Raw genomic sequence first — 293 nt, forward strand, 5'->3', positions numbered from 1 at the left:
ATCGTCTAAATCAAATTCGTCTTCTTCAGCCAGCTCTGGCTCTGCTATTGCTTTATCGCCAGTCTCATCAATTAAACTATCGATGTCGTCTAAATCAAATTCATCTTCTTCAGCCAGCTCCGGCTCTGCTGTTGCTTTATCGCCAGCTTCATCAAGCAGACTGTCAATATCGTCTAAATCAAATTCGTCTTCTTCAGCCAGCTCTGGCTCTGCTATTGCTTTATCGCCAGTCTCATCAATTAAACTATCGATGTCGTCTAAATCAAATTCATCTTCTTCAGCCAGCTCCGGCT

General features: G+C 43.0%; 1 pseudogene. It reads right to left on the minus strand.

The annotated features are described in order from the left end of the window. A pseudogene (locus H5200_RS24545) lies at positions 1-293 on the minus strand (hypothetical protein); the annotation flags it as partial.

Source organism: Pseudoalteromonas sp. SG43-7, from assembly GCF_014164295.1.
In the GTDB taxonomy this organism is placed as follows: Bacteria; Pseudomonadota; Gammaproteobacteria; order Enterobacterales; family Alteromonadaceae; genus Pseudoalteromonas; species Pseudoalteromonas rhizosphaerae.